Origin of the sequence: uncultured Jatrophihabitans sp. (assembly GCF_964251945.1) — a bacterium.
Classification (GTDB): domain Bacteria; phylum Actinomycetota; class Actinomycetes; order Mycobacteriales; family Jatrophihabitantaceae; genus Jatrophihabitans.
Map to the genome: position 1 here is coordinate 1 of NZ_CAXULP010000013.1, position 26,448 is coordinate 26,448.

Annotated in this window: 27 protein-coding genes, 2 tRNA genes and 2 pseudogenes; 16 read left to right on the plus strand and 15 right to left on the minus strand. The window is 68.2% G+C overall.

Annotation, left to right across the window (positions count from 1 at the left end; genetic code table 11):
• The first annotated feature begins 465 nt into the window (after positions 1-465).
• The gene (locus ACFFBG_RS17180) at positions 466-951 is read left to right on the plus strand and encodes an RNA polymerase sigma factor (RefSeq protein WP_375480783.1); all 486 of its coding nucleotides are present in this window, start codon (positions 466-468) and stop codon (positions 949-951) included.
• Between the two features lie 998 nt (positions 952-1,949).
• Complete coding sequence (locus tag ACFFBG_RS17185) at positions 1,950-2,093, plus strand: hypothetical protein (protein WP_375480784.1); 144 nt, start codon at positions 1,950-1,952, stop codon at positions 2,091-2,093.
• Between the two features lie 267 nt (positions 2,094-2,360).
• On the opposite strand, the pseudogene ACFFBG_RS17190 reads toward ACFFBG_RS17185, so the two are convergent.
• Positions 2,361-3,115: pseudogene (locus ACFFBG_RS17190) on the minus strand (DUF5131 family protein).
• Between the two features lie 420 nt (positions 3,116-3,535).
• On the opposite strand from ACFFBG_RS17190, the gene ACFFBG_RS17195 reads away from it, so the two are divergent.
• The 3 genes from ACFFBG_RS17195 (at position 3,536) to ACFFBG_RS17205 (ending at position 6,560) form a co-directional block, all read left to right on the plus strand.
• Positions 3,536-4,561 carry a PASTA domain-containing protein gene (locus ACFFBG_RS17195; protein WP_375480785.1) on the plus strand — a complete coding sequence of 342 codons (1,026 nt, stop codon included), beginning with the start codon at positions 3,536-3,538 and terminating at the stop codon, positions 4,559-4,561.
• 128 nt (positions 4,562-4,689) lie between these two features.
• Entirely contained in the window at positions 4,690-5,190 is a 501-nt protein-coding gene (locus tag ACFFBG_RS17200; protein ID WP_375480786.1) for a SigE family RNA polymerase sigma factor, read from the plus strand.
• The gene (locus ACFFBG_RS17205) at positions 5,187-6,560 is read left to right on the plus strand and encodes a WD40/YVTN/BNR-like repeat-containing protein (RefSeq protein WP_375480787.1); all 1,374 of its coding nucleotides are present in this window, start codon (positions 5,187-5,189) and stop codon (positions 6,558-6,560) included. Before ACFFBG_RS17200 ends, ACFFBG_RS17205 begins: the two co-directional genes overlap by 4 nt.
• Positions 6,561-6,881: 321 nt before the next feature.
• Here the strand turns inward: ACFFBG_RS17205 and ACFFBG_RS17210 are convergent, their stop codons facing one another.
• Positions 6,882-7,949: a Fic family protein gene (locus tag ACFFBG_RS17210; protein WP_375480818.1), complete on the minus strand. Its 1,068-nt coding sequence runs from the start codon at positions 7,947-7,949 to the stop codon at positions 6,882-6,884.
• Positions 7,950-8,530: 581 nt separating this feature from the next.
• A complete protein-coding gene (locus ACFFBG_RS17215; RefSeq protein ID WP_375480788.1) occupies positions 8,531-9,793 on the minus strand; it encodes a chloride channel protein in 1,263 nt (420 codons plus the stop codon).
• Positions 9,794-10,087: 294 nt separating this feature from the next.
• Here ACFFBG_RS17215 and ACFFBG_RS17220 point away from each other — a divergent pair.
• Positions 10,088-10,189: pseudogene (locus ACFFBG_RS17220) on the plus strand (LuxR C-terminal-related transcriptional regulator); the annotation flags it as partial.
• Between the two features lie 311 nt (positions 10,190-10,500).
• On the opposite strand, the gene ACFFBG_RS17225 reads toward ACFFBG_RS17220, so the two are convergent.
• Positions 10,501-10,573 (minus strand) — tRNA-Arg (locus ACFFBG_RS17225).
• Positions 10,574-10,692: 119 nt separating this feature from the next.
• On the opposite strand from ACFFBG_RS17225, the gene moaC reads away from it, so the two are divergent.
• The 3 genes from moaC to ACFFBG_RS17240 all read left to right on the plus strand — a co-directional run bounded on the left by moaC (position 10,693) and on the right by ACFFBG_RS17240 (position 12,225).
• Complete coding sequence (moaC, locus tag ACFFBG_RS17230; protein ID WP_375480789.1) at positions 10,693-11,175, plus strand: cyclic pyranopterin monophosphate synthase MoaC; 483 nt, start codon at positions 10,693-10,695, stop codon at positions 11,173-11,175.
• The gene (locus ACFFBG_RS17235; protein ID WP_375480790.1) at positions 11,172-11,660 is read left to right on the plus strand and encodes a molybdenum cofactor biosynthesis protein B; all 489 of its coding nucleotides are present in this window, start codon (positions 11,172-11,174) and stop codon (positions 11,658-11,660) included. Before moaC ends, ACFFBG_RS17235 begins: the two co-directional genes overlap by 4 nt.
• A 127-nt stretch (positions 11,661-11,787) precedes the next feature.
• Positions 11,788-12,225: a molybdenum cofactor biosynthesis protein MoaE gene (locus tag ACFFBG_RS17240; protein WP_375480819.1), complete on the plus strand. Its 438-nt coding sequence runs from the start codon at positions 11,788-11,790 to the stop codon at positions 12,223-12,225.
• 25 nt (positions 12,226-12,250) lie between these two features.
• Here the strand turns inward: ACFFBG_RS17240 and ACFFBG_RS17245 are convergent, their stop codons facing one another.
• Positions 12,251-12,517 carry an antitoxin gene (locus ACFFBG_RS17245; protein WP_375480791.1) on the minus strand — a complete coding sequence of 89 codons (267 nt, stop codon included), beginning with the start codon at positions 12,515-12,517 and terminating at the stop codon, positions 12,251-12,253.
• Between the two features lie 77 nt (positions 12,518-12,594).
• On the opposite strand from ACFFBG_RS17245, the gene ACFFBG_RS17250 reads away from it, so the two are divergent.
• A complete protein-coding gene (locus ACFFBG_RS17250; protein WP_375480792.1) occupies positions 12,595-12,786 on the plus strand; it encodes a hypothetical protein in 192 nt (63 codons plus the stop codon).
• Between the two features lie 60 nt (positions 12,787-12,846).
• Here ACFFBG_RS17250 and mscL read toward each other — a convergent pair whose 3' ends face one another.
• The 4 genes from mscL to ACFFBG_RS17270 form a co-directional block, all read right to left on the minus strand.
• On the minus strand, positions 12,847-13,314 hold the full coding sequence (mscL, locus tag ACFFBG_RS17255; protein WP_375480793.1) for a large conductance mechanosensitive channel protein MscL: 468 nt from the start codon (positions 13,312-13,314) through the stop codon (positions 12,847-12,849).
• Positions 13,315-13,370: 56 nt separating this feature from the next.
• A complete protein-coding gene (cpaB, locus tag ACFFBG_RS17260) occupies positions 13,371-14,072 on the minus strand; it encodes a Flp pilus assembly protein CpaB (RefSeq protein WP_375480794.1) in 702 nt (233 codons plus the stop codon).
• Between the two features lie 169 nt (positions 14,073-14,241).
• Positions 14,242-14,718 (minus strand): FmdB family zinc ribbon protein, encoded by a 477-nt coding sequence (locus ACFFBG_RS17265; RefSeq protein ID WP_375480795.1) that lies wholly within the window; start codon positions 14,716-14,718, stop codon positions 14,242-14,244.
• A gap of 78 nt (positions 14,719-14,796) precedes the next feature.
• Positions 14,797-15,375 carry a 5-formyltetrahydrofolate cyclo-ligase gene (locus ACFFBG_RS17270; RefSeq protein ID WP_375480796.1) on the minus strand — a complete coding sequence of 193 codons (579 nt, stop codon included), beginning with the start codon at positions 15,373-15,375 and terminating at the stop codon, positions 14,797-14,799.
• Between the two features lie 63 nt (positions 15,376-15,438).
• Here ACFFBG_RS17270 and ACFFBG_RS17275 point away from each other — a divergent pair, with 63 nt between their 5' ends.
• The 5 genes from ACFFBG_RS17275 (at position 15,439) to ACFFBG_RS17295 (ending at position 19,221) form a co-directional block, all read left to right on the plus strand.
• A complete protein-coding gene (locus ACFFBG_RS17275; protein WP_375480797.1) occupies positions 15,439-16,326 on the plus strand; it encodes a UTP--glucose-1-phosphate uridylyltransferase in 888 nt (295 codons plus the stop codon).
• Positions 16,327-16,369: 43 nt separating this feature from the next.
• Positions 16,370-17,611: a gephyrin-like molybdotransferase Glp gene (gene glp / locus ACFFBG_RS17280; protein WP_375480798.1), complete on the plus strand. Its 1,242-nt coding sequence runs from the start codon at positions 16,370-16,372 to the stop codon at positions 17,609-17,611.
• Positions 17,612-17,622: 11 nt separating this feature from the next.
• Positions 17,623-18,258, plus strand: coding sequence for a GNAT family N-acetyltransferase (locus ACFFBG_RS17285; protein WP_375480799.1), 636 nt, complete (start codon positions 17,623-17,625; stop codon positions 18,256-18,258).
• Positions 18,259-18,382: 124 nt separating this feature from the next.
• Positions 18,383-19,063 carry a hypothetical protein gene (locus ACFFBG_RS17290; RefSeq protein ID WP_375480800.1) on the plus strand — a complete coding sequence of 227 codons (681 nt, stop codon included), beginning with the start codon at positions 18,383-18,385 and terminating at the stop codon, positions 19,061-19,063.
• An 84-nt stretch (positions 19,064-19,147) separates the two neighbouring features.
• Positions 19,148-19,221 (plus strand) — tRNA-Ala (locus ACFFBG_RS17295).
• 741 nt (positions 19,222-19,962) lie between these two features.
• On the opposite strand, the gene ACFFBG_RS17300 is transcribed toward ACFFBG_RS17295, so the two are convergent.
• From ACFFBG_RS17300 to arsM, 4 genes are all read right to left on the minus strand, one after another.
• Positions 19,963-20,928, minus strand: a complete 966-nt coding sequence (locus ACFFBG_RS17300) for a 3-hydroxyacyl-CoA dehydrogenase NAD-binding domain-containing protein (RefSeq protein ID WP_375480801.1) — start codon at positions 20,926-20,928, stop codon at positions 19,963-19,965.
• 171 nt (positions 20,929-21,099) lie between these two features.
• Positions 21,100-21,513: an arsenate reductase ArsC gene (locus ACFFBG_RS17305; RefSeq protein ID WP_375480802.1), complete on the minus strand. Its 414-nt coding sequence runs from the start codon at positions 21,511-21,513 to the stop codon at positions 21,100-21,102.
• Positions 21,510-22,625: an ACR3 family arsenite efflux transporter gene (arsB, locus tag ACFFBG_RS17310; protein ID WP_375480820.1), complete on the minus strand. Its 1,116-nt coding sequence runs from the start codon at positions 22,623-22,625 to the stop codon at positions 21,510-21,512. The genes ACFFBG_RS17305 and arsB overlap by 4 nt, the downstream gene beginning before the upstream one ends.
• Positions 22,622-23,509 (minus strand): arsenite methyltransferase, encoded by an 888-nt coding sequence (gene arsM, locus ACFFBG_RS17315; protein ID WP_375480821.1) that lies wholly within the window; start codon positions 23,507-23,509, stop codon positions 22,622-22,624. The genes arsB and arsM overlap by 4 nt, the downstream gene beginning before the upstream one ends.
• A gap of 81 nt (positions 23,510-23,590) precedes the next feature.
• On the opposite strand from arsM, the gene ACFFBG_RS17320 reads away from it, so the two are divergent.
• Positions 23,591-23,956: an ArsR/SmtB family transcription factor gene (locus tag ACFFBG_RS17320; protein WP_375480803.1), complete on the plus strand. Its 366-nt coding sequence runs from the start codon at positions 23,591-23,593 to the stop codon at positions 23,954-23,956.
• Positions 23,957-24,184: 228 nt separating this feature from the next.
• On the opposite strand, the gene ACFFBG_RS17325 is transcribed toward ACFFBG_RS17320, so the two are convergent.
• Positions 24,185-24,979, minus strand: a complete 795-nt coding sequence (locus ACFFBG_RS17325) for a ScbR family autoregulator-binding transcription factor (protein ID WP_375480804.1) — start codon at positions 24,977-24,979, stop codon at positions 24,185-24,187.
• A 236-nt stretch (positions 24,980-25,215) separates the two neighbouring features.
• Positions 25,216-26,298, minus strand: a complete 1,083-nt coding sequence (locus tag ACFFBG_RS17330) for a fatty acid desaturase family protein (protein ID WP_375480805.1) — start codon at positions 26,296-26,298, stop codon at positions 25,216-25,218.
• Between the last annotated feature and the right edge of the window lie 150 nt (positions 26,299-26,448).

Consider the following 26,448-nt stretch of genomic DNA (forward strand, 5'->3'; position numbering starts at 1 on the left):
ACCACAAAGTCTGGCTCACCACCGACTTCGGCCACCGCTAAACCCACACCGCCACCCGGGGAAGCGAGCGGAGCCACCCACAACGGGCGGCCCCGCTCGCGGCGTTAAACCCCCCATCAGACAGACGTCAAACCACTTGCGCCGCGCGCCCGCGCCCGGAATAAGCGGGTCGGGCAAGGATTCACCGTGGCCCCTTGAGTCATCAGCGTCGAGCGCACGACAATCACCAGTCCGGGACGTGGGACTTCGCCGGCACGGGGTCCGCTCGCTCGGGTCTATCGCGTTAACGGCACCTCTCTGTCCCCAGCCGCTTGACACAGAGAGGTGCCGTTAGTCGGACAGTCCCGCTCGCTCGGTCGGTTGGCCCAGAGGTTGCACACTGGACCCAACTTTTCGGACCGGGCGGCCCTATATGTAGGGCATGGGCAGTCCGGTGGGCAAGCTACGAGGGGTCAGCGGTGGCTAGTGTTGGATAGTCGGGAATTCGAGGATGCCGTCCTCGTCCACGTGCCAGCGATGCGAAGGTTCGCTGCGTCGCGGGGAGCCGGTCAAGACGCGGACGACGTCGTCCAGGATGCACTGGCGAGAGCCTGGCGACGGAGATCCACATTCGACCCGGACCGGGGCTCGACGCGTGTCTGGCTCATGTCGTTCGTAGCTGGTGAAGCTCGCGCAAGATGGCGACGGCTTCGCGAGCCTGTTGCGTACGACCTTCGCCTCTCGTCCCCGTCGTTCGAAGAACCGAACGAAGTTACAACTGATGTGCGAGCCGTAATTGCGACATTGCCGCGACGGCAGCGGACCGCAATTATTCTACGTCACTACGTTGATCTTGAATACGCGGAAATTGCGGTTCTTATGGGCTGTTCGGTAGGGACTGTAAGGTCGACATTGCATGACGCACGCAAGGCGTTGCGAACCAGATTGGGAGCGATATATGTTGCCGAGTGAGTCGGATCTCGACGATCTGATTGCTGTTGATGCTCAGAAATGGAAGGCTTCTATCGACGTCATGGCTTCAGTAGGCACGACTCGTCGCACCTTCGATACAGAGAGCATGGATGTGCGGCTACGCAGTAAGCGAGTCTTTGCAACGGTGGGCGCAGTTGTCGTCATTATCCTTGTTGTTTCTGTAACCGCAACTATGGGATACGGACATTCCACGCGCGCTTCGTCAACGAGTAAACCCAGCATTGGTACCCTCATCAACGTGGATTGGGCACTTAGCAGCGTTTCGGGGCACTCGGTCGTAGGGTCCCACCCTTTCGTGCTTCGGGTGGATGGGTCGTTCCGCTCCGACTTAGACGCTTGTGATTCTCTCGTCGGCCAGGCGCACTTCTATCAGGCGAGCGCCGTCTTCAAAGCAAAAGTCGTTAATCATACGTGCCCTTCTCTGCCGAATGACTCAATGCGTCGTGGAACTATCAGTGAAGGCCGGAAAGTCGCGCTAATTCTGTCGGGCACAGTTGCTTGGCATGCTTCACCTCGTGCGCTGACGTTCACTCGTAAAAATGTTGGGTCGCTAACCTATATGCGCGGTCCCGTTGACCCGCCTTCCAAGAGTCGTTGAGGGCGACCGGCAGGGCACTTCCTTCACCAAGACGCCCACGAAGGCAAACCATATTGATTTGGCGAGGGGACGTACACCGCCTGGCCAGAAAATCGCGTGTGCTTTGCGGCGAGTAGCCCTTCAGGCACTCGCCGTACCAACGCGCGTCTTCTTCCCCGTTACACCGTATTGCCGGCTCTTCGTCGCTGAGCATGGTTGAGCGGTCGGGTGTCGATCTTGAATGGCGGCGCGGCGTAGCCGGGAAGTGAGGGTCGGGGTGTTCACGATCGAGAGCGACCAAGCAACTCGAACGAAGAAGACCCCGACGTGGACCACGATAGGTGCGGTCCGGGTGCGCGCTGGTGCGCCCGTGCCGATGCGATGTTCAACAGCGACGGGTATGCACGTGCTCGACGTGCGGAGAGATCACCGCGGGTTGGTGATCACCGCGGAGACCGGCGTCGACACGACCGGCTGCCCGGGCTGCGGGGTGCTCGCCGTCGGCCACGGACGACGGCGCACCAACGCCGCCGACGCGCCGTGACCACACGGCGAATCTGCGGGGCGTTTCGACCCTTGCTATCCCCTATCCCCCGCCGCGCCGGTGCGGTGCGGTGCGCGTTGAAGATCTTCGCCAGTTCGCTCTCTTCGAGACCGTCTACCGCGAGGAGCACTCATCCCCGCACTGCGCGAACTCCGCAACCACGACACCATCGAAGTCATCGGCGACAGCAACGCCATCACCCGGTCCACCTTCGTCTAAGTCGCTGCCACACCGGCCACCCGATAGCTGGCCAATTTCGTGACGCCCTCAGGCCGTCGCGAGCCGCCGGGCCGGCATCGCGTCATGCACCTGGCCGTCAAGCACCCGCCCGCCGGCCTTCGGGGTGCGTCCGCCCCACTGCTTGAAAAAGAATGGCACCGCCCGCGTCTCGCAGGCGTCGCGGAGCTCGCTGACCCACTCGGGTTGGATCGGGCGATGGTTCGGGCCGGACTCGCCGCCAGCGATCACCCACCCGATCCCGTCCAGATCGATCCCCCGCAGCGAACCCAGCAACGGCTCGCAGGACGGGAACCGCACCGCCGCCGGCACCTCACGCAGGGCATCGATGCGGTCGAGCAAATCGGCGTTCTCCACCGACGTGCCGATCCACACGTTGTCGGGAAACGTCAGCTCCGAGGCGATCCGGGCCAGCCGATGCGGACGCTTGGTCAGCACCTGGTAAGTGTGCCGTGGAGTGTCGGCCATGACCCCGAAGACTTGCTGAACGAACTCGGTCGGCACCTTCGCGTGGAACAGGTCGCTCATGCTGTCCACGAACACCAGCCGCGACGATCGCCACCGGTGCGGGATCCGCAACGACGCAGCATGAACGGTGACGCCGAACCCCGGTCCGCTGGTACGCGGATCGCCGTCGTTCTGATACTTCTCGGCGCCCATCGCCTTCAGGCGCTTCGCCAGCGTCACAATGCGTAGCAGTGGTCGCAGCCAGTGCTTATCCGATCGCAGCCGGTCGTGGGGTTCCATGTCGCTTCGGTCCACTCGATCGAGCTACCGTCCGCCACAACAACCCCAATCGCCACACCAGCCTCAACCTCCGCTTGAGATTAGCGGCTGATGGGCCTGTCCGACAGCAACCAGGAGCTCAGAACTAGCGATCGCGAGCGCTTTCGCGATGATCGCGCCCGGTCAGCGTCATGGAAGGGGAGCCGGGGTGCAGACTCGTGGCCAGGACGTCGTCGAGGCTGTACGGGTCATCGCGCAACAGGTGAGCCCTTCGAGCTGTCATTCTCAGTGTGCGGATGCCCAAGCGCGGTCTCTCGGTCGTTGCGCTTGCTGTCGTGGCTGGAGCGGCCTTGAGCAGCTGTGCTTCGAGTCCGCGGCAGGTCAAGCATTCCGCGAGCGGGCTGCCTGCACGACAGACGTCGACGTCGGCGAGCGCCGCCAAGCCGGCGGCGTTTGGATGCCCTGTCACGACACCGCTGGTGAAGCCGCAGGCCGGCGGCCCACGCACACCGTTGCCAGCCAATCCCACGGCGGCCTTGGCGTGTCTCACCAATGAGCCAGCGAACAAGCGCGCCGCGCTCGGCCGGGGAACAGAGTTGCCGGCATCGGTTGCCGTCGTGCTCGCCCGGCTCATCGATGAAGGCGTCACTGCCACCGAGGCGGTCGCCAAACGCTGTGCTCCGACCGCTCCGACAAGCCTGACCCGCTTCAGCTACCCGGCTGGCCCGGTCGATGTGGTGGAGTCGAACAGGTGTTCCACCGTCGCCTACATTCACGACCGCGGCTATGTGCTGCCCACGTTGATCGCCGGCTATCTGCGAGGAGCAGCCGATCCCTCTGACGGAGGGCTCGCGCCGGATGTCATGGGCGAATCGCTGAGGCGGGCTGTCAGCCTGGCCCGACAGGCCGGTGACACCGTCTTTCTCGACGGGGAATTGATCGACGGGTCCGCGGCGGGGACCGTGCTGCTGCAGTCGCCGACGCTGGGCCATCAGCTCGAGGTCATCGCAGCGGTACACCGCTCGCCACCCTGCCGAGCCGGGCAGCTGGCGATCCAGTACTTACCCGGGGGCGCCGGTGCTGGCAACGACGCCGGCACGATCCTGCTCCGCAATAGCTCGGCATTCTGGTGCGAGCTGGACGGGCCAGCGGTGGTCACCGGCCTCGGCGCTGGGCACCCGGTCACAAACGACCTCAGGATCGCGGTCGCGGGCGACCTGGAGCTCTCGCCCCACGCGGCGGCCGCGGCGCCTGGCCGCTCACTTGCCGCGAACCAGCTCGTCGCATCGCTGTCGCTCGTGGCTGAGTACCGGGACGACACGAACGGCCCCCTGTGCAACCCGCACTGGGTCGTCCCGACGAGCTGGCGCGTCGTTCTCGGCTCGGCCACGCTTTCCGTGGCCAACGGTCGTGCGACGGCAGACGCGCGTCCACCCGGCGCCGGGGGCCTGATCACCTGCAGGGGAAACTTCGACGCAAGCTCGGTGCGGACCGCCACGTCCTAGGCAACACCCGCCATCTGCAGCTCGAAGGCGAATTGCAGCAGATCAGCCTGGAGCGGTGTCTTCAGGGCGTGGAGGTGTTGATGGGGCCTGGGCGGGGTGCCGATCGGCGTGCTGAGCGGGCCACGGAGGTGAGCGCCGAGACGCGGTTCGCCGACTTCGTCCGGGCGAACACCGAGGCCCTCGTGCGCACGGCATATCTGCTCACCGGTTCCTCGCACGGGGCAGAGGAACTGGTCCAGGACACGCTCGTGCGGCTCTACCCCAAGTGGGGGAGGGTGGAGAGCGCCGACGTGCCCCTCGCTTACGTGCGGCGATCGTTGACCAACGGGTTCCTCAACCAGCGGCGCCGCGCCTCGAGCAGGGACATCGTCACCGACTCGGTCCCGGAGCGGCCGGGGGAGCGCAGCGACGAGGACGACCTGGTCGACCGCGACGAGGTGTGGGCGTTGCTGCAGACGCTGGGCCACCGTCAGCGAGCGGCCCTGGTTCTGCGGTACTACCAGGGCTTCGACGAAGCCCAGATCGCCGACGCCCTCGGCTGCCGGCCCCGGACCGTCCGAAGCCTGGTCAGCCGCGGTCTGGCGACCTTGCGTCAGACCGTGAGCACCGACGGGGGGAGGACCTCATGACCGACGACGGACGAGACGCCGCGCGCGCCCGCGCCGAAGAGGCCCTGCGGGTCTCGCTCGAACGCAACGCGCGCAACGCGCCCCGAGCCGACCTGTTGGCCGAGCAGGTGATCCGGCACGCCGCTGGGTCGCCGCCGCGGCGGGCGCCCTTTCGCTGGCGGACCTGGGCACTGCCCGTGCTGGCCGCCGGCGGCGTGGCCGCCGTCGTGCTCGGGCTTGCCGCGACCGGCGACCTGACCCGTCAGGCCAACCGCCCGGGGAACAGCCCGACGGTCTCGCACCACGTGCCAAACAGTGGCTCGTCCACCCCGACCCCGAACCCGACGTCGGGGACGACCACCGATCACGCGGTTCCTGTGAACACCGTCGGCTTGCACGAATTCAGGGCCGTCGACCTCACGTTCGTCGGGGCCAATCAGGGGTACGCCCTCGGTACGGCCAAGTGCGTGCGCAAGGCGGGCACGTGCTCGGCCATCGTGCGGACCGGCGACGGCGTGCATTGGACCGACACGACCGCGGACGGTTCCGGCTTCGACACCCCGTTCAACATCGAGAGCGGTTCGTGCCAGCGCCGGTGCGTCAGCCACATCCGCTTCGCGACCGAAGACATCGGCTACGTCTACGGACGATCGGCGCTGTTCGTCACGACCGATGGCGGCGCGGACTGGACGCGACAGGCCGGCGGCGCGGACGCCCTCGAGACGTTGAAGAACAACGTCATCCGGGTGGTCGGCCAGGGCGGCTGTCCCCCCGGATGCGCGTACGCCGTCCAAGTGGCGAAGCTTGGATCGTCGGCGTGGACCGACGTCACGCTTCCACCCGGAGGCCGCGGCGTCTTCGCCGACCTGTCTCGCACCGGCGACGATGCCTTCCTCCTCGACGGCGGAAACGCGGCCGGCGGGGCCAGCGCCCGGGCGACGTTGTTCGAGTCGCACGACGACGGCGCGCATTGGTCGGCGCACGACGATCCATGCCCGCGCGTCGCCGCCGGCGACGAGATCGTCGCGCAGGACCTGACGACAGCCGGCGACGGCACGGTCGCCGTCACCTGCCTAGATCGAATGAAACTGACCTCGTCGGTAGCGGTGTCGACGAATCGTGGGGCGTCGTTCGTCGATCACCAGCTACCCGGGAAAATGCCGCAGCTGGTGGCCGCCGCGTCCAGCGGCCGGCTGCTGGTCAACACGGATGCGCTCTATCGCAGCACCGACTCGGGCCAGAGCTTCCACAAAGTCCAGGATGGCCCGACCTCACCGTCCTGGATCGGCTTCGAGAACGCGACGACCGGCCGGGCTGTCACCGACGGCGGCCGACGGATCTGGACCACGACAGACGCGGGGGCGCACTGGTCCTCCTTCACGTTCGGATGAAAGTCCGCCAAGTCGCGGCGATCGGCAGGCAGGTCGCGGCGGCCGCCAGCTAACGGCGGAGGGTTGACGGAGATGAATCGCCCCGTCCGGCTGATCACATAGATAAACGGCCCGGCGCAAATAATTGGCCAGTGCGCGGAGAAGATCATCGATGCCGATCCATCCAGCGGGATCGAGAGCGACCCCGGTTGTGTCGGGTGATGCCGCAGTACAAGCGACAAGAACTTCGACGTCCGCACGTGACTCACTCGTTCAGTTTGCGTAAGTGGCAATCCAGTATTGGACCTCGGCGACAGCCGGACCACGTTGCCGGCCTGATCGTCAGCGTGCGCGCCGGATCTCCTCCGCCAGGGTGGGATACGGGTCAATCAGCGGCGCGCGACCGCTCCTGAGTTCCTCGCGGATTGCCGTCAGCGGCTCGCCTGCCAGGTAGTGGCGGCCTCGGCGTTCGCCCTTGGGGGCCAGCAGCCCGAGGTCGGCGGCGCGGACGAGATCCCGCGTGGCGGTGCGCTCGTCGAGTGCGGTGTGTTTGAGGTAGGACGGTCGGGTCACGCGCAGACCGAGCAGCGCGTCGAACAAGGCGGCGCCGAGACGTTCGGGCAGACCGTTCTCGCCGACGATGGTGTCGATGTGCTCCCACTGGCGTTCGGCGTCTGCAAAGCGCCGTCGAAGGGTCTGCGCCTGCATGTGGTGCGCGCGGAGGCTGAACTTCAACCACAGCGAGGCGTCGTTGTCGGGTTGCCAGTTGCCTTTTCCGACTGCGGCGAGGACGTCGTAGTACCCCTGCGTGTTACTGCCGAGCCATTCCTCGATGCTCGAAAACGTCGGCTCGACCAGATGATCCTGGGCCAGCACCATCGTCTGCAGCGCGCGTGCCATTCGACCGTTGCCGTCGCGGAACGGGTGGATCATCACCAGGTTGAGGTGGGCCATTGCGCCACGGACGAGCGGATCGTCGTCGGCTTTGGGCGTGGCGAGTGCACGGGACAACGTGGCCACGAGGCCAGGAACATCCTCAGGGGGCGGGCCTTCGTAGACGTTGGCGTCGCGGCGGGCGTCCCGGACGTACACCGGCGACTCGCGATACCTGCCCGGGTACTTGGCGAGGTCATGCTCGAGCAGCATGAAGTGCATGGATCGCAGCACGCTCTCGTCGATGACGAATCCGGACGACGTCGCGACGTGGAGGACGTAGGTCAGGACGCGTCGATACCCGAGGATCTCGGCCCAGGTGGCGTCATCGGCACTCAGCGGCGGTTCGTCGTCGAAGGCGGCGGCGGCGTCCTCCGTGGAGACGGTGTATCCCTCGATGGTGTTGGAGCCTTGGATCGCGCGCGCGGCGCTGGTTCGGCGAAGTCCACCGGTCCATCGGCGAGGCATGCGCAGCACGTCGGCCAAGGAGGCGCGAATGTCGTGGACCTCGCCGATGACTTGCGAATCGACGAGATCTGGGCTGGGCGGACGAAACAGATCTGGCATGTCGCTATGTCCTTTGCTAAGAGACACAGCCTAGCGTTGCGACGTCGCTTGTCACTTATTTAGAGACAGAGCCCGGTCGGTCTGATTCACGGCGTCGTTGGTCTGCGTCGGTCGCCGCGTAGGAGATTGGCGAACGGCAGGCCGGCGGGTTCACCTGCTCCGTGCCGCCGGTGTTCGTCAAGTCGTTTCGAGATGCCGCGTCGTCCGCGGGGTCAGGCCAAGCCACCTTGGGCCGCGACCCGCGGAATCCTCAATGGGAGCGTCACTTGAGCGCTAACTGCTCGGCCGACTCCGTTCGTTGTTGCGCGGCCCGGACTGCAGCCCGACCCGGTCGGCCGGCCCCAGCGTCGAAAGCCGCCCCGCTGTCCGGCATGAAGAGTTGATCTTCGAATTCTGCACGCGTCGGCGCGAGCGGCATGAGATCGACGCATCGGCGTTACGGCGCGCTCAAACCACCGTGGTCATCGGTGGGACCGGTTGCGACAAGAGGGTCATGCTTCCCGCTTCCAGCCGCGAGCGGTCATCCACGCACCGATGGTCGTCAAGATGATGGGCAGCAGCAACCACCAGGGCGGGCCGGTGAGCTCGAAGGCGAGCGCGACAGCGGTGAAGGGTGCCCGCACCGTCACAGCAAGCACGCCCGCGACGACCACCACGGCCACGCCGGAGGCGGCCGAGGATGCGAACACGTCGTGCCACAACCCGCCGAGTCCGGCGCCTAGCAGCGCACCAGTGGCGATGGCTGGCGTGATCAGCCCTCCGGTCGCGCCGGTCCGCAGACAGGCGGCAGTGACCAACGGTTTGGCAAGACCTAGTGATAGCAGCACAAGTGTCGTGCGGCCGCCGTCGAAGGCGAGCTGCGCCGGTCCCCTCCCGTTACCCAGCAAGGAAGGCGCCGCCAGCGACAGCAGACCCAGCGCGGCGAACACCGGTACGGCCGTTGCCGGGACCGCCCAACTCTGCGGCCGGCGCTCGCCTGCCCACCGGGTCGCGGCGTCGAAGCCCAGGCCCGCGGCGCCGGCCATCGGTCCGGCAAGCAGCGCACCAACCAGCAGGGCCCATGACCATGGCCCGACCGCGACGTCGTAGAACGGCCCGCGGGGCACCTCGATCCACGCCACCGTGTCAGCGACGATCGCGACCATCACCGCGGCGAGGACATGCCCCAGTCGGCGCGAACGCAGCAGCACTTCGAGTGTGAACAGTGCTCCCGCTACCGGCACCCCGTACACCGCCCCGAAGCCGGCTCCCGCCGCGCAGGCCATCACGACGCGCACGTGCTCGTCAGCAAGCCGAACCCGCTGTCCGAGCAGTTGAGCGAGCGCCGCGCTCACCCGGCGCGGGGCACTCTCGCGACCGAGCGAAGCGCCCAGCCCAACCACGACGATCTGCAGCACGCTCTCCGCGATGGTGGCAGCCGGCCGCATCGCCATCCGTTCGCGCACGGCCACTCGCACGCGAACCACCGGCCGGGCGTAGCGCCCGAGCAGGTACCAACCTGCGCCTACGACGACACCGCAGACACTCAGCACCGTCACCCGCCGGATCTTCGACGCACCCAACACGCCGGCCTCGAACGTTCCTTGCGAATAGCCAAACGCCACGTGCTGGACGAGGTGTAGCAAGGCAGTCAAGCCGGCAGCCACGAGCCCAGCAAGCACTCCCGCACCGATCAACGTCATCCCGAGGCGCCACGGGACAGTGCGCACAACACCGATCCTGCCAGGCGCCTCGGTCTCGACATCCGACGTCACGCAGAAGACGTCAACGAACTCCGTCGCAGGCACCCGCTCCGGACGCGACGAGCGCTGACTGTGAACCCCGCAGCGACCGCGTCGGGCCGCAGCACTCCATCGATGCCGTGCACCACACCGCTGCGGCGTGAACGCTGTGGGCCGCCCCGTCTGTTCGATGGCTGCCCGCCAAGGAGCGGCCGTCAACGGCGGGTTCGGGTCAAGGCCAGCGCGCCCAACGGGACCAAGAAGCCACCCGCATTCACGGCAACCGCCCGTATTCCGCTTGCCAAGCACCACTCGAGGCCATGACGGCACCGAATCTTCCTGAGTGAGTCAACGGTCAAGTCCCACGTCGGCAACATCCTGCGCAAACTCCGGCTACGCGACCGAGTCCAGATCGTCGTCTACGCCTAGGAACACAACCTGACCTGACCGCCCGTACGCGGCTCGTGGCCCAGCACGAGTGGGTCCGCCATTCCGTAGTTTTGCATGACGATCCGTTCGCCGGCAGTCGCGCCGTCCAGGGCGCGATTTTCGGAGCACGCGCTCACCGCGGCCTTGCGAACCCTGATGCCGCGCAATGTCGCGTGAGACGCCGACAGAAGTACCCACCAGCGAAGCGCAGGCGAAACTTCTTGCGGACTTTTTGCGGACTAGACCGGCCATTTACTACTGTTTGAGTAGAGATAACGATCTTACGGGCCAGCAAATACGGGGATTTGGAGTGCCCCCGGCCGGATTCGAACCGGCGACGCCCGGCTTAGGAGTCCGGCGCTCTATCCCCTGAGCTACGAGGGCAGGGATCGCAGCGCCGAGGTTACCGAAACGGACGGCCGGCGCCTGGCTCTCAACGGCCGCCTCTGCACTCGTCGGCAGCGATCGGTGACGCGCGACGGCCGGTGGCTACCCTCGATCTCGTGACCGAGGCGGCCGGATTGACGCATGTCGACGCCGCGGGCTCGGCGCGCATGGTGGACGTCTCGGCCAAGGACGTGACTGTCCGGGTGGCCCGGGCGGCTGGCCGGTTCGCCACCACCGCCGAAGTCGTCGACCTGCTGCGCCGCGACGGTCTGCCGAAAGGCGACGCCCTCGCAGTGGCCCGGATCGCCGGCATCGCGGGAGCGAAGCGCACACCCGATCTCGTGCCGCTGTGCCACCCCGTCGCGCTGCACGGCGTGAGCGTCGACCTGGACGTCGGCGACAGCGACATCGCGATCACCGCGACGACGCGCACCGCCGACCGCACCGGCGTGGAGTTGGAGGCGCTGACCGCGGTCGTCGCCGCCGGCCTGGCGCTTTACGACATGGTCAAGGCGGTCGACCGGTCGGCGCGGCTCACCGACGTGCGGCTGATCAGCAAGTCCGGCGGCACCTCCGGCGACTGGACGGCGGACGGGTGAACGCCGCCGTGATCACCTGCTCGAACCGATCAGCGAGCGGCGAGCGCCCCGACGACAGTGGGCCGCTGCTCGCCGATCTGCTGACTGCAGGCGGGGCCGACGTCGTGCTTCGGCGGATCGTGCCGGACGACGTCGGCGAGATCCAGCAAGCGGTCCGCGAGGCGCTTGACGCCGGCGCGCGGGTGGTGCTGACCACCGGTGGTACTGGTCTGTCCCCGACCGACGTCACGCCCGAGGCGGTGCGCCCGCTGCTCGAGCGCGAGGTGCCCGGAATCGCCGAAGCGCTACGCCTCGCAGCCCGCGACCGCGTCCCGACCTCGGTGCTCTCCCGCGGCGTCGCCGGCGTCGTCGGTGACGCCCTGGTGGTGACGCTGCCCGGTTCCCCAGGAGGCGTGCGCGACGGGATGGACGTGTTGACTCCGCTGCTTCAGCACGCGGTGCAGCAACTCGCCGGCGGCGACCATCGCCCGGGCGGCGGGGTATGACCGAGCGTGCGAGGTCATCGATGTGGCCAGCACGCTGTCATTGCCCGACGGAGGAGGGCAGTATGACCGAGCTTGCGAGGTCATCGATGTGGCCAGCACGCTGTCATCGCCCGACGGAGGAGGGCGCATGACCAAATTTGACAACGCTGTGCGGCTGGCCGCCGTGGTGCCGGATGCGCAGCTCGACCCGGCCGCGCACGAGGCCGCGATCGATTCGCCCCGCGCCGGCGCACACGCGGTGTTCTGCGGTGTCGTCCGTGACCATGACCGCGGCCGCGACGTAGCCGAACTCGAATACGTTGGCCATCCGAGCGCAGAGCGGGCGCTGCGCGAGATCGCCGACGAGATCGCGGCTCACCCGGACGTGCTCGCCGTGGCGGTGAGCCACCGCGTCGGCCGGCTTCAGGTCGGTGACGTCGCGCTGGTCGCGGCCGTGGCGTCAGCGCATCGCCGCGTGGCGTTCGAGCAGTGCGCCCGGCTCGTCGACGAAGTGAAGGCGCGGCTGCCGATCTGGAAGCGGCAGGTGTTCCGCGACGGCGCCGACGAGTGGGTCGGCTGCCCCTGACCCGCCGGCGCCACCGGAAGCGCGCTTACTTGCCCCGGTCGAGCGTGCCGCTGATCTTCGCGGTGACCGAGTTGATCTTCTCCGAGTACTTGCCGCTGGTCGCCTTGTCGAGCTGCCCGGCCGCGACTGTCACGCCCTGGGCGGCGAGCCCGGCGGCTTTCTCGACGTAGGGGCCTGCCTTGTCGGCCAGCTCGCCGGCGACCACCTTTGCGCGCGCGAGAACCGGGCCGGCGGCCTCTGCGGCCTGATTTGCGAACTCGCTGGCGCGCTGACTGAAATTCGGCTCACTCATGACTGACTCCGTCGCTCGGGTGCGGATGGAATCCCTCCATCGAACACGGTGCGCGGAAGGACTGCACACTGGTAACCGTGAGTGGAGACGAAGGCGACACCACGGCGGCGGGTCCGGTTCCCGCCCCGCCGCCGCGTCGCGACCGGGGCGGCGAGCCGCCCGTCCTGCCGGACGTGTCGCGCGACGAGCAGGAACTTGGCTGGGGCGACGAGCCGAGCCGGCGCGACGACGACTGGTACCGGCGCGAGCGCCCGCCGCACCACGGGTAGCCGGTTCTGCGGAGCGACATCAGGCATGCCCGGGCCGAACTCGCCGCGGCACGTGACAGGTCAGCCGTTCTGCACATCCTGCGACATCGTGCCGGCCTGCCGGGCGAGCAAGTCGCGGATCTGCTCGAGCAGCTGCACGTCCGCTGGCTTCGGCGTCGGGTCCGGCTCGCCCTTCGCGGCCTTCAGCGCTCGGCGCTGCTGGAACCGGTTCATCGGGACGACGAACAGGAAGTAGACCACCGCGGCGGTGATCAGGAAGACGATCAGCGCGTTGATGACCGCCGAGAAGTTGATGAACGTCGACTTGCCCAGCAGGTCCCTGCTGCTGCCCTTCGGCACGCCGGCAGTGTGCTTGAGCGAGACGCCGAGGCCGTTCACATTCTTGCCGCCGGCCGCGTTCACGATCGGGGTGATGATCGCTGAGACGAACCCGCTCACCACCGCCTGAAACGCGGTGCCAATGACGACCGCGATCGCCAGCTCGACGACATTGCCGCGCATGATGAACTCTCTGAAACCCTTGAGCACGCGCCTTCTCCTGTCTTAAGTGCATCTCGGGCGATGTGTCTCGCCCGACGCGGATGCTATGGCGGTTCCGCAACGACGGCGAGCGACTCGGCGGCCGCTGCGTGGGTCAGCAGGACGGCCGCGCGGTGATCGGCGGCGACGACCACTTCGGCCGGCGCGGAATCCGCGCCGGGTAGCACTGCGAGCACCAGCAGCCGTTCGGCGACCGGGCCCGACCCGCTCGACCCGCCCGATCCGCTCGACCCGGCCGCGGCGGACGGGTCGGCCGGGTCGGCGAGGGCGTCAGCCGAGTCCGGCTGACGCCCGGTGCCGAGCACGTCCACCCGGTCGCCGGGGTGGACGAGGTCGACGACGTGCGGGTCGCTCACCGGCACTGCTGCGGCGACTAGACCGGCCGCGAGCCCGGTCGTGAGGTCGCGGCCGAGCAGCTGGCTCGAGGCGATCGCTTCGCGGGCGCGCAGCGGCGTGGCGAGCCGGCGGCCCACCACCTGCGCCGGCCGGCTCGGCTCGCCGGTAAACGTCAACACGTTCGGCCACCGGACGACGCGAACGTCGGCCGCGGCCAGCAAGCGCCCGACCGGCAAATCGCGCGCCGCGATGACGACCGGGCGCACCGGCACGGATGCGCTCCGCGGCGTCGAGGAGGCCGTGCGCGCGTCCGCCGCGCTGTCGAGCGCCAGCAGCAGGCAGCAACCGACCAGCGCCAGCCGGGGCCACCGGCCGAGGCGCGGAAGACGGGTGCGAAGGATGGCCAACACACGGCAACGCTACGAGCGACCCAGCCGGGCGGGCGCGGCGCGAGTGAAGGTGTGGACAGACCCCGTACGGCGAGATGACACACCAGGCCAAGCTCGCCGCAGGGTATCGACGACGGCGCGCGGCCATCGCCGCGCGGCTGTCAGGACTTGCGGCAGCGCCCGCCCGCGGTCAGGTCTTGCCGGCAGTCTTGGAACTCGTGCCCGCGGCGGCGGACCCGTTCGACGACCCCGACGAGCTCCCACCCGACGAGCTCCCACCCGACGACGAGCCGGAGTCGCGCTTGCTTGCCGAACTCCCGCCAGAGTCCTTGCCGCCGCTCGAGTCTTTACTGGGAGAGTCCTTGCTGCCCGAGTCCTTGCTGCCCGAGTCTTTGCCGCTCGGGTCTTTGCTGCCCGAGTCTTTACCGGCGGACTCTTTCCCGGCCGAGCCCGACTCGCCGGCCCCGGCCTTGGTCTTGGCCTCCGAGCGGCTGTCGTTGCGGTAGAAGCCAGACCCCTTGAAGACCACGCCGACCGCGGAGAACACCTTGCGCACCGCCGAACCGCACACCGGGCACTCGCTGGCGGCGGGGTCGGTGAAGGACTGGACGAGCTCGAACCGGTTGCCGCACTCCGGGTTGGTGCAGGCGTATTGGTACGTGGGCATACGGCACCCTTTCGAGTCTCGGCGCGGGCCGGCGATCGAGCCGTCCACCACGCGATTAGCACTCCCAGCTTACGACTGCTAATCGCCGAGCCCGACGCCGGTATTCCGGCCGACTCTCGTCCAGCCGGTCGGCGTCACGACAGCGGTGACCGGCACGTCCCAGGGGTCGTGCGGCAGGCTCGGCACGAACTCGTCGCCGAAAACCAGCGCCGCGATCTCCGTGTCCGGTCCCAACCGCCTGAGCGCACGGTCGTAGGAGCCCCCGCCGCGGCCGAGCCGCGTGCCGTCGGCCGCGACGGCGAGCGCAGGCGCCAGCACCAGATCGGCCGCCGACACGGCCGCGCGTCCGAGCAGCGCCGCAGGCGCCTCGCGACCTCCCTCCGGCGGCGTCCACACCCGCCAGTCAAGGTCGCGGTCCGGCAGGGTCACCGGCACCAACACCCGCACGCCGGCCAGATGCAAGCCAGCCAGCAGCTCCACCGATCCCGGCTCCGTCCGAAACGGCTCGTAGCCCGCCACACATCGGTCGCCGCGCGCAGCGACCCGAGCGAGCACGTGCGCGCAGAGCGCGGCCCGTTCGGCGGCCACGGCCGGAGCCGATCGCGCGCGCCGCGCCGCGAGCAGCCGTGCCCGTAGCTCGTCCTTGGTCTGCGCCACGACCGCATTGTGACCGGAGGCCGTCAGGCGGACCGCACCCGACCGCCATCTAGTCTCGTGCATATGCCGACCCAGGTGACCAAGGCGCTCATCCCCGCCGCCGGCCGCGGCACCCGCTTTCTGCCACTGACGAAGGCGGTGCCGAAGGAGCTCGCGCCGCTGGTCACCACTCCCGCGCTCGAGCTCGTCGTCGCCGAGGCGGCCGGGGTCGGCATCACCGACGTGCTGCTCGTCGTCAGCCCCGAAAAGCGCGCGATCAACGACTACTTCGGGGCCAATCCCGGCCTGGAGGAGGCGCTGAAGAAGAAGGGCGACAAGAAGGCGCTCGCCAGCGTGCGGCGGCCGGGCGAGCTGGCCCGGATCGCCTACACCGACCAACTGAACCCGCGCGGCCTCGGACACGCGATCGGCTGCGGCGAGGAGTTCGCCGCCGGCGAGCCGCTGGCCGTCCTGCTGCCGGACGACCTCGTCGACGACCGCGACTCACTGCTCGGGCCGATGCTCGACGTGTACGCCGAGCACGGCGGCATCGTGCTCGGGCTGCTCGACGTCGGCCCGGTCGAGATCAGCAAGTACGGCTGCGTCGTGCCCGCCGACGGCGCCGACCCGAACGCGGACGTCGTCGAGCTGGCCGACCTCGTCGAGAAGCCGAGAGCCGAGGAGGCGCCGAGCACGCTCGCGATCATCGGCCGGTACGTGCTGCCGCCGGAGATCTTCGCCGCGTTGCATGAGACCGATCCCGGCGTCGGGGGCGAAATCCAGATCACCGACGCCATGCGCGCGCTGTGCCGCGCCGGCACCCCGGTGCACGGCGTGGTCTTCCGCGGCCGTCGCTACGACACCGGCGACCGGCTCGACTACGTCAAGGCCGTCGTCCAGATCGCGGTCCGACACCCCGACATCGGCGCCGACTTCCGCGCCTGGTTGCGGGACTATGAGCCCGACGTCTGACTGATCCGGCGGCCCCGCACGGCCGGCGACCGAAGGGAATCGGGTGGCTGACCAGGATCGTCTGCGGACGGTCGACGAGCACCTCGCCATCGTGCTCGACGGCGTCGGCTCGCTCGAGCCGATCGAGCTGACGCTGCTCGACGCCCAGGGCCTGCTGCTCGCCGAAGACGTCCGGTCGCACTTCCCGCTGCCGAGCTTCGACAACTCCGCGATGGACGGCTATGCCGTGCGCGCGCTGGACACCCGCGAGGCCAGCGGCGACGAGCCGGTCACGCTGCAGGTGGTCGGGGACGTCGCCGCGGGCGCGAAGTCTCGCTCGGGGATGGGCCCCGGGCTCGCGATGCGAATCATGACTGGCGCGCCCATCCCGGCCGGCGCGGACGCGGTGATCCCGCTCGAGGACACCGACCGCGGACTCGCGAAGGTGGCGATCCGCCGGCCGGTGCGCACGGGCGAGTTCTTGCGTCGAGCCGGCGAGGACCTCGCCGCGGACGCGCCTGCGTTGGGCGCCGGCGCCGCGCTCGGCCCGCAGCAGATCGCGCTGCTCGCGGCGATCGGCCGCGATCGGGTGCTCGTCCGGCCGCGGCCGCGGGTGATCATCCTGTCCACCGGCAGCGAGCTGGTGGAGGTCGGCCGCACGCCGAGCTTCGGCGAGGTGATCGACTCGAACTCCTACATGATCGCCTCGGCGGCGAAGGACTCCGGCGCGGACGCCCGGCGGATCGGCATCGTCGCCGACGACCACGCCGCGCTGCTCGACGCGCTCGAGAGCCAGCTGCTGCGCGCGGACGTGCTCGTGACCACCGGCGGCGTCAGCATGGGCGCGTTCGACGTGGTCAAGGAGGCGTTGAGCGAGATCGGCACCGTCGAGTTCACCCGCGTCGCGATGCAGCCGGGCAAGCCGCAGGGCTTCGGCCATCTCGGCGACAAGGTGCCGATCTTCTGCCTGCCCGGCAACCCGGTCAGCAGCCTGGTGTCCTTCGAGGTGTTCGTCCGGCCGGCGATCCGAAAGCTGCTTGGCAAGCGCAACCTGCAACGCGCGGCGGTGCGGGCGGTCGCGCTCGAAGGAGCCAAGAGCCCCCGGGGCCTGCGGCAATACCGCCGCGGCGTGTTGCACCGCGAGGCGAGCGGCGGCTACAGCGTGTCCTTCAGCGGCGGGGCCGGCTCGCACCTGGTCGCGGCGCTCGCCTTGTCCAATTGCCTGGTGGTGATCCCGGAAGAGGAGACCGAGGTCGTCGCAGGCACCGAGGTCACGGTGATCCCATTGCTGCTCGCCAACCGCTGACGCCCTTCCCGATGCCGCACACGCCTGGTTGGCCGGCCTCGCCTTCCGTCGGACCTATCGTCCTGCGCCCGCCGCGGCTGCGCGACGGCCGCGCCTGGAGCGAGCTGCGGTTGCGCAACGAGAGGTGGCTGGCGCCTTGGGAGCCGTCGTCGCCGCACGGGTGGTCCGAGCGGAACTCGCTGACATCCTGGCCGCCGCTGAACTCGGCGCTGCGTTCGAATGCCCGGCGCGGGGCGATGCTGCCGTTCATGATCTGCTACGGCGGGCGACTGGTCGGTCAGATGAACGTGTCGAACGTCGTTCACGGCGCGCTGCGCTCGTGCACGGTCGGGTACTGGGTGGACGGCGCGATGGCCGGCCGCGGGATCGCGCCTGCCGCGCTGGCGCTCGTCATCGACCACTGCTTCGGCGCGGTCGGCCTGCACCGCGTCGAGGTGGACATCCGGCCGGAGAACACGCAGAGCCTGCGGGTCGTCGAGAAGCTGGGGCTGCGCCGAGAAGGCTTCTACGAGCGGTTCCTCGACATCGACGGCGCGTGGCGCGACCACGTCGCGTTCGCGATCACCGTCGAGGAGCTGAGCGGGCGCAGCATCGTGTCCCGGTTGGCGTCGCTCCCGCCTGACCCGCAGTGGCGCACGCGGCGCTGACGCTCTTTCTCAAGTTCAGGTCGAGCTTCATCGCCGACACGCCGTCGTAAGTCCGCAATCACGGGCCTTCGCGTCACTACCGTCTCTGACGTCGTGTTACGGATGTGACTGGAGGTGCGACGCGATGCTCTCGCCGTTCATGACGGTCACCGTGCTCGTCGTCCTCTGGCTCATCGTGGTCGTCCCGATGGTGCTTCGCCGCAGCGACGAACGGCGGCGCGAGCGCTCGGTCGACGGCTTCGGCCGCGCCATGCGCGCGCTCGGCCGCAGAGCCGGCGCCCCCGACGCCGAAAGCGCCGAGGTCTTCGTGCCGCGGCTGACCCGAGCCAAACTCGCGGCGCCCGGCCGCCGTCCCGTGCCCGCCGCCCAGGAGGCGCTGATGTACCCGCCCGACCGTTCCGAGATGTCTGACGCTCGGGCGCAGATGCTCACCCGCCGCCGGCGTTCGCTCGGCATCTTGATCGCGGGCTCGATCGTCTTCGCGCTGGCCGGGTTGATCGTCGGCGGCGCGATGTGGTGGCTCGCCGGGCTGTTCCTGCTCGGCCTCGTCGGCTACCTGTGGTTCCTGCGCGGCCAAGCCCTGCGCAACCGCGCGCGGCGGGAGAACCGTCAGCTGCGCGCCGTCAACCGCCGTGCCACCGGCTACGACGCCACCGAGGAAGTCGAGCGGTTCGAGCAACTGCCGGACACCGTCGTGCGCATCGACGACGACGACCTCGAGCTGCACAGCATGGACACCATCGATCTGACCGGGCTGTACTCCGAGAACATGCCCGTCGAGGCGATGCAGCGCCGGGCCAGCTGACCGTCGCCGGACGCTGCCACGACGAGCTGGCGGACACCGGCGCCCTGATAACCTGATCGTCGGCCTTCGGGCCGGTCCGGATCAGGGGCTGTGGCGCAGTCCGGTAGCGCACCTCGTTCGCATCGAGGGGGTCAGGGGTTCGAATCCCCTCAGCTCCACAAATGGCCCAGTGATTCTGGGCGGTTCACACAGTCGAGCCCGACCGCCTTCACCCCGTTGACCCCCAGTTGACCCCGGTTGCGGGCGTCGGCCAGGCCGAGATCCGCCAGAAAACAGCGGGGTTGGTGCCGATGGAACCGTTCATCCGCCCCTGACCTGGTCCGCGGCTTTGGCATTGCGCTCGGTCGACGCACGCGCCGCCCTGTCACCCAGCTCGCCTGCCGCGTGTTGCTGGTTGCGGCTGTCCGGGCGGACGACCCGAACGCCGACCTCAGCGCCTGCCGCGTGCGCAGGTCTTCACTTCCTCCGCCGTGGTAACGCAGACCCGTCGGACTCGTCGACTCGCGGCGGTCAGGCTGACGGGTAGGACCGCATGGGCGGGTCAACCCGTCAGGCGGTAGTTCAACAGAGTTTCGCGCTGATACGTGACTTACTCGGGCCGAGGGAGCGCCCGTAATGTCGAGAGTCGCAGCTACGAGATGCCCCTTCGTGCGCAACCAGAACAGGACCTTCAGCAAGCCCGATTCTGTTGCCACGCAGGGGCATTCTCACGTTCCGACGCGCCCACCAACCATGATCATCGGCGGATCGGGGCTAAGTGGCCGGTCGATGCCACCGCCGGGCCGACAACCGGAACGTGTTGACGGGCCGGACGCACGGGGCACGAAGATGCGCCGAAGGTACCTCTGGTCAGGAGCGCGAGCGGGTCGGCGCGAGCTCAATGGGCGGGCGGTCGCTGGTCAAGGCAGCGTAGTGCGGGATTTGGCGGCCAACAGCGTGTTGAGCACCTCATCGCGCTGCGCGACGAGATCGGCCGGGTCCACGTCAGCGAGTTCCTCATCGACGCCGGCGACCAGTGCGCGGGCCAGCTCGGGGGTCAGCTCAGGGTGTCCGAGGTCGGCCCACCACGCCGTCATCGGCGGCCCGAGATGCTCCAGGACGTGGGCCAACCCGCCCGGCCCGCCGGATAGGTGCAGGTTGACGAACGGGCCTAGCACGGCCCACCGCAGACCGGGCCCGCAGGAGATCGCGGTGTCGATGTCCGCGACGCTGGCCACGCCCCGCTCGACCAGGGAGTACGCCTCGCGAAACAGCGCCGCCTGGAGCCGGTTCCCGATGTGGCCGGGCAGTTCCTGACGCAACTGGATCGGCCGTTTGCCCACGGCCCGGTAGAACGCCATGGCCGTGTCCATCGCTGCCTCGGACGTCACCTCGCCCGGCACGACCTCGACCAGCGGGATGAGGTGCGGCGGATTGAACGGGTGTCCGACCACGACGCGTTCCGGGTGCTCGGGGCACCCGCGGGCGATGGCGCTGGGCAACAGCCCGGACGAACTGCTGGCCAGGACGACGTCGGGGCGAGCGCTCGCATCGAGCACGGCGAACAGCGCGCGCTTCACGTCCTCGCGCTCGGGACCATTTTCCTGGACGTAGTCGGCGTCGGCGACGGCGGCCGCCGGGTCATCGGTGAAGGTGAGCCGGTCAGGCGAGGCGCCGTCGGCCAGACCGAGCTGTTCGAGCACCGGCCAGTGGGACCGGATGTCGGCCCGCAGCCGGTCTTCGGACCCGGGGGCTGGGTCGGTAGCAATGACGTCGAGGCCGTGGGCCAGGAAGTGCGCGGCCCAACTCGCGCCGATCACCCCCGTGCCGACGATCGCGACCCGCCGCACCGCCGGGCTGGTCACCGGGTCATCCGGGCTGGTCACCGGGTCATCGTAGGGCATCGGGCGATCCGGGCTGGGCGTCGTCGGGCCGATGATCGAATACTTGCGGCATCGGGTAGTAGGCCCGTACAGGCAGATGGTGATCCATTGCTCAGGCGCGACCGGTGGCCCGGTGATTGCCGGGATCCGGCTGCTGCGGATTCGTCGGCCATCTCAGTTCGTAGACGTTGACAGCAACTCGGTGACCAAAGCGCGCACCCGCGTGGCTATGTCGTCGCGGACGCTGCGCACGATCTCGATCGGCTGACCGGCAGGATCGGTCAGATCCCAGTCCTCGTAGCGTTTGCCGGGGAAGTACGGGCAGGTGTCGCCGCAGCCCATGGTGACGACGACGTCGGCGCGCGATACCTCATCGACGGCCAGCATTTTCGGCTGCTCGCCGGCGATGTCGATGTTGACTTCGGCCATGGCTGCGACTGCGACGGGGTTGACCTGGTCGGCGGGTTCCGAACCGGCCGAGCGGACTTCGACGCGATCGCCAGCGAGCTGCTTGAGCCAGCCGGCTGCCATCTGCGAGCGTCCTGCGTTGTGGACACAGACGAACAGCACGATGGGTTTGTAAGTCATGTCATTGATCCTTGAGTCATTGGCGAGGATGCATCGACGGGGAAGCGTCGGCGCAGCCAGAGTGCGAAGTAGACGAGAGCAACGAGTACGGGCACTTCGATGAGGGGGCCGACGACACCGGCGAGGGCCTGTCCGCTGGTGACACCGAAGACGCCGATCGCGACCGCGATGGCGAGCTCGAAGTTGTTTCCCGCAGCAGTGAAAGCCAACGTGGCGGTCTTGGCGTAGCCCAAGCCGAGTCTGCGGCCGAGGGCGAAGCTGCCAACGAACATGATCGCGAAATAAGCGAGCAGCGGCGCGGCGATTCGTGCGACGTCCCAGGGGCGGGCGGTGATGGTGTGGCCTTGCAGTGCGAACAGGACGACGATCGTGAACAGCAAGCCGTAGAGCGCGATGGGGCCGATCTTGGGCAAGAACCTGGTCTCGTACCACTCGGTTCCCTTGGAGCGTTCACCGATGCTGCGGGTGAGGAAGCCGGCGACTAGTGGGATGCCAAGAAAGACGAGTACGGACACGACGATGGTCGACAGCGAGAAGTGCGCGTCGGATTGCGACAGTCCAAGCCAGCCGGGCAATACGCGCAGGTAGAACCAGCCCAACAGACCGAACGCAACGATCTGGAAGACCGAGTTGATGGCGACGAGCACGGCTGCTGCTTCGCGGTCGCCGCACGACAGGTCATTCCAGATCAACACCATGGCGATGCAGCGCGCCAGGCCAACAATGATCAGTCCGGTGCGATAGGCGGGGAGGTCGGGCAGCAACAACCAGGCGAGCGCGAACATGAGCGCCGGGCCGATGACCCAGTTGAGCAACAGCGAGGTGAGCAACAGCCTGCGGTCGCCTGTCACGCGGTCGAGTTGTCGGTAGCGGACCTTCGCCAGCACGGGATACATCATCAGCAGCAGGCCGACCGCTATCGGCAGACTGATGGAGCCGATCTTTACTGAGTCGAGGTCACGAGCTAGCGATGGAATGGCTCGCCCTAGCCCGATCCCGACTGCCATCGCGATGACGATCCACAGCGGAAGGAAGCGATCGAGAGTCGACAAACGGGCCAGGACCGGAGCGTTGGCATCGCCGACCGGAGCTTCGGAAACGATGTCGCTCACATGCAGCCGCACGTCCCGGCCGGGTGCGGGCCAGAGCCGCAGCACTCTGACTTTGCTGAGGATTCGCAACACGACGCCTGTCCGGTCGGTGCGCAGCACGATGACGCCGCGGGCTTTATTGCCCGCACGATGGCTCCGTGCATGCCGGGGGAGACCTCGTGGGTGAAGTTGACCTCGCCGTCGGCGAAACCAACTGCGGCCAGTCCGCCGAGGTATTCGTTGACCGATAGCGCGCCGGCGATGCAGCCGACGTAGGAACCGCGCTCAGCGCGATCTCTCTCGCTGAGGTGGTCCTCGGCCACGACGTCAGACACGCCGATGCGACCGCCGGGTCGCAGCACACGAAACATCTCGGCCAACACCGCGGGCTTGTCGGTGGACAGATTGATGACGCAGTTTGAGATGACGACGTCGATCGAGTCGGCGGGGAGAGGGATGTCCTCGATCGTTCCCTTGAGGAAGGCAACGTTGGTCGCGCCGGCCTTGGCCTTGTTGGCCTGCGCGAGGGCGAGCATCTCATCGGTCATGTCCACCCCATAGGCGAAGCCGGTCGGGCCGACGCGCCGAGCTGAAAGCAGCACGTCGATGCCGCCGCCCGAGCCAAGGTCGAGCACGGTCTCGCCGGCGTTGAGTTCGGCGACGGCGGTGGGGTTGCCGCATCCGAGGCTGGCGGCGACGGCCTCGGCCGGAAGCTCGCCCCGCTCGTCGGCGCCGTAGAGCACGCTGCCAAACGCCGAGTCGACGTGAATATCCTCAGGCGCGCAGCTGGCCGAGCAGCAGTCGGCCTCGATGAGGGCCAGTGGGTTGGTGCCGGTGGTGGCTACGGAGCGAGCGGCTTCGGCGTAGCGCTGGCGGACTCGTTCTCTGACATCTGATTCGGTCATAACACTCCCGATCGACGGGTTCGATGCATAGATCATGTTCGATACATCGATGTTTGTCAATGGAAGTGACATACTGGGTGCATGGCCGGAAACAAGCTCCCAGTGCTCAACGATCTCGACGCCTGCTGCTCGCCCGTGACAGGCGGCGTCCTGGACGTCGAAGCAGCAGAGCGCCTAGCTCGTCTGTTCAAGGCACTGGGCGATCCGACCCGGGTTCGCCTGCTGTCGATGATCGCCGCAACCGAAGGCGGCGAGGCATGCATCTGCGACCTCACCACTCCGGTCGGTCTGGCGCAGCCCACGGTCTCGCACCACATGAAGCAGCTTGTCGATGCTGGGCTAATTACCCGCGAACAGCGCGGTAAGTGGGCCTACTATTCCGTGGTCTCTGAGGCGCTGGAATCACTCGCCGATTCGCTGGTTTCGCGTAGCGCGGAGCGGGTCTGATAGCGCATCGGAGGTCTTGTACCCCAGCCTGCTCGTCCTCGTCGTCGACCTGGCCAACTGCCTCCTCAGGACCACCAATTCGATACCTGGGCCTTCTTGCTCGAAGTTTCCGCGAGCGTGTCGAGTCTGTAATTTGCCGGCCTATGAGCCTCCACGCGGGAATTTTCGTCGGCACCTCGCTGCAGAGGCGGAGGCGGCGCAGGAGTTGGTCCGGCATGGCGGCGCCTGCTAGCCGGTCCCGGCGCCATCACGCAAACTCGGCACGAGCATCGCCCACCACTCGGTCACGCGCTCGATCAGGTCGGCGCGTGCGTTCAGCCGCTCGGACACCTCCTGCACGCCGAACAACGACGCGACGATGACCCATGCGGCGGCCGGCGCGTCGACGTCGCGCGAGATGGAGCCATCCTGCTGGCCAACCCGGACGAGGTTCGTCATCATCTCGATCCAGCCCACGGACGGCTCTGGCAGCTTCGCGTCGATGGCCTCGTGTTCGTTGCCGAGGCGAACGCCGGCGCGCGCGATCATGGAGTGCGCGTAGGAGTCGGCGATCCGGTCGATCAGTGCGCCGATCTTCGCCAATGCGCTCAGTCGCCAGCGCTGCGACTCCGCCGCGACCTCGGCCCACGCCGCGTGATGCTCGTAGAGGACGGCGTCTGCCAAGGCGGATTTCGACGGATAGTGGAAGTAGAGCGCGCCCGTGGTCACCTCGGCGCGGGCTGCGATTTCGCTCAGCGTTGCCGCTGCATAGCCTTTTCGGTAGAAGACCTCGGCTGCGCTGAGCAGCACGCTCTCCCGCGTGCGCACCGCCCGCTGTTGCAGGTCTCGGCCCGACGCCGATGTCGCATGGGACGGCGCCTGTGGACGGTCCGGCACGACTGCGCGCGGCGCGCCGCCGCGATGGTCAGCCACGAGCACCGCGCATCCGGGTCCACCTCCCGCAGCCCCACTGTGGTTCGCCACACTACCGAGGATCAAACCGAACCAACCACCCGGTATGTTCACTCGAGCCGGCTCGCGCATGTGGTGGGGTCGTGCGCGAGCCGGCACCCGGTGTGCCGTCGCCGGCGTGGCGGAGGTCCTGTCTCAGGCCGAGGGTCGATGCGCGTCGTGCTTGGCATGGCTGAGGCAGAAGTGGCCCTTACACACCGAGCACTCGGCGCGTGCGGTGGACTCGCAGTCCTCGCGCTCGCACGGGCCGAACATCGACGTCGGCTCGCCGTATTTCGGCGCGGGGTGGGTGATCGGGGGCTTCGCCCTCATCGGCGGCCCGAGTCGGGGCCCGCCGACACCAGCTCAGCCTCGGGCTCGAGGACTTCGACCTGGACATCGCGAATGGGCGTGCCGACGTCATGCAGATGCCGCAGCGCGATGCGGTAGGACTCGAGCAGGGAGGTCTCCGTGTACAGCACGCCGATCTCGGCGCAGTAGCGCTCGACTATCGGCTTGGCGGCGCGCAGCGCGGAGCTGGGCATGCTCGGGAACAGGTGGTGCTCGATCTGGTAGTTGAGGCCGCCGAGCAGCACGTCGACGAACGGGCCGCCGCGGATGTTTCGCGAGGTCAGCACTTGGCGGCGCAGGAAGTCCAGGCCGTTGCCCTCCCGAACCGTCGGCATGCCCTTGTGGTTGGGCGCGAATGAGCAGCCCATGTAAACGCCGAAGACGGCCTGGCTGATCAGGATGAACACGACGGCCTTGACCGGCGACATCACGAGCATGGGCAGCGCGACGAGCGCCACCAGGTGGACCGCGAGCAGCGCCTTCTCCGCACGCGGGTAGCGCACGCCGCGGCCGCCGAGCAGGTGCTGCGCCGCCGAGACGTGCAAGTTCCACCCCTCGAGCGTCAGCAGCGGGAAGAACAGCCGCGCCTCGTGCTTGGCGATGAATCTCAACGCGCCGGACCGCTCCGCCGCCTGCCCGCGGGTGAACGCGAGCACGCTCTCGGCGATGTCCGGGTCGTGTTCCTCGTGGTTGGGGTGGGTGTGATGCCGGGTGTGCTCGTCAACCCACCACCCGTAGCTCAGCCCGACGAGCAGATTGCCCGCGACGACGCCAGTCGCGTCGTTGAGCCGCCGACGGCGAAAGATCTGCTGGTGGCCGGCGTCGTGCCCGACGAACGCGATCTGGGTCAACACGAGGCCCAGCGTCACGGCGCTCAGCGCCTGGTACCACGAGTCGCCGATCACGACGACGGCGGCGATCTCCGCAGCCAGCGCGGCCAGCAGCAGGCCAACCCGAGCTGCGTAATACCCGTAGCGCCGGTCCAGCAGTCCAGTGGCGCGCACTTGCCGGCACAAGCCGGCGAAGTCGCTTCCGCGGACGTCGACATCGACAACCGTCATCGAGGGTCCTCTCGCTTTGCCGACCAAACGCAGCAAAGCGGCGCGCACCGGATATCTCCATCATGCACGTCGGCGCCCGAGATCGGGGCCTCAGGCGCGCATTGCTCACGACCGCCTAGCGAGCCGGTCGGTAAGCGCCGACAGCAGGTC